Source organism: Microcystis sp. LEGE 08355, assembly GCF_015207185.1.
In the GTDB taxonomy this organism is placed as follows: domain Bacteria; phylum Cyanobacteriota; class Cyanobacteriia; order Cyanobacteriales; family Microcystaceae; genus Microcystis; species Microcystis panniformis.
The window spans coordinates 1-1,741 of the sequence record NZ_JADEXI010000788.1 but is presented as its reverse complement, the minus strand read 5'-3'; the positions used below and the strand labels follow the sequence as shown (position 1 = coordinate 1,741).

At 41.1% G+C, this 1,741-nt stretch carries 2 protein-coding genes; one reads left to right on the top strand and one right to left on the bottom strand.

The features are described from left to right. On the top strand, positions 1–976 hold a 976-nt coding region (locus IQ242_RS24030), incomplete at its 5' end, for a pentapeptide repeat-containing protein (RefSeq protein ID WP_193961682.1). Between the two features lie 58 nt (positions 977–1,034). On the opposite strand, the gene IQ242_RS24025 is transcribed toward IQ242_RS24030, so the two are convergent. Then, positions 1,035–1,741: Uma2 family endonuclease (locus IQ242_RS24025; protein ID WP_193961681.1), on the bottom strand; the 707-nt coding region annotated here is incomplete at its 5' end.

The window sequence follows — 1,741 nt, the reverse complement described above, 5'->3', positions numbered from 1 at the left end:
ATATTTAACTTTACACCTACAAGCTCAAATTCAATCTCTCCTCGGCGGGGAAATTAAATGGGGACTGAAAGGAGGAAAATTAGATTTTGTTTTAGTTAATTGTCACCTAACACCAAATCCTCTTTCTAGTCAAGAGTTATACATAAATCGTATTAATAATTATCAATGGCGGTTATCGTTCAAAAGTGTTCAGTCAATATTTACAGGAGCGCTCGAAAGGATTAACCTAGGAACCGTCAGTGTCGAGGAAGAACCTTATCATCTAACTGTGCAATTTTCGGTGACAGCTGCCGATATCTGTATCACGGAAACATCGGGATTATGGAAACACGATCTAAGTCCCAATAAACATAGTATTTTAGAGCGAAAGTTAGCATTTTTCCTAATGGAAAATCAATTTGATGCTTTTTTAAGTCGTATTTCTTTGGGTTCATCGCAGGTGGAATTAGATAATGTTCTAGTTGAACCGCAACCGGCAGCATCAGAAAATTTAGAGAAATTGCAGACACAAATCGAGGGAATTTATGCTGCTGTTAGTGATGATTTTCTGGAATTAGCCCAATTAGCTGAACTGGATACCCTAACAGATTTTACCGGGGCAAATCTCCTGGCAGCGGAATTAAGTGGCATATCTTTAGGTATGGCTAATCTCTATCAAGCTAATCTGCGGGGGGCCAATTTAACCGATGCTGATTTAAGTGAAATTAACGGCAGTCATGCTAGTTTTAAGGTAGCAGATTTAAGCGGAGCCTTATTAGCTAATGCCGATTTAAGTTATGCTGATTTTTACCGTTCTAGTTTGGCTTTAGCTAATTTAATTGGCTCCAATTTAGCAGGAGCTAATTTGGTTGAAGTCAACATCACTCAAGCGAATTTGAGTGGGGCAAAAGTGCAGGGGGCAAAGTTTGCCGATAACGTGGGGATGACCGAGGAATTGCGGGAAAATTTACGCTTGCGCGGAGCTTTCTGCGATTAATCAACTATTCAGCCTCTAAATGACACCAAATACCCTCACCCCTCCCCGAAAATGAAGATTAGAGATTTTCCTCGGTATCTATGCCTAATTCCCGCAGTTTAGCTGCTAATTTCGCCGCTTTTTGCTTTTCTTGCTGTACTTGGTTTTCTGCCTCTACAGCCCGATTTTCTGCCTCTAAAACCCGGTTTTCTGCCTCTAAAACCTGATTTTCTGCCTGTTGTGCCGCTTCTGCGGGAGTGGGTACTAATTCCCCTTCGGGGGTAAAATAGCGCAATTTATTGGCGGATAAACCCAAATATAAGCCTAATTGTTGACTCCAGAGCCATCCCTGGGCATTGGGGGTAATCGGTTGATATTGACCGCTAATTAGGGTAAATCCTGCAAATTCTAAGCTTTCTGGGTCAAACCAAAAATAATCGGGAGTGCGAAATATATCCTGATAAATTTGTTTTTTCTCCTCTCGGTCAACTTTGGCGGTACTATCGGAGAGAATTTCGATAATTAAATTGGGATATTTGCCCTCTTCTCGCCAAACTACCCAACTTCTGCGGTTAGGATTGGGATTTGTCCCCAAAACGACGAAAAAATCAGGACCACGAAAGAATTCTGACTTTTTCTGGTTGGGACTGTAATAGATAGTTAAATTGCCGGCGGCAAAATAATCTTCTCGCTCGCGCCACCACCATTCTAAACACTGAATTAGTAAAATAATTTGTTGTAGATGTAGGTTACTTTCCAAGGGTGGTTCATCACTCCAAAATTCGC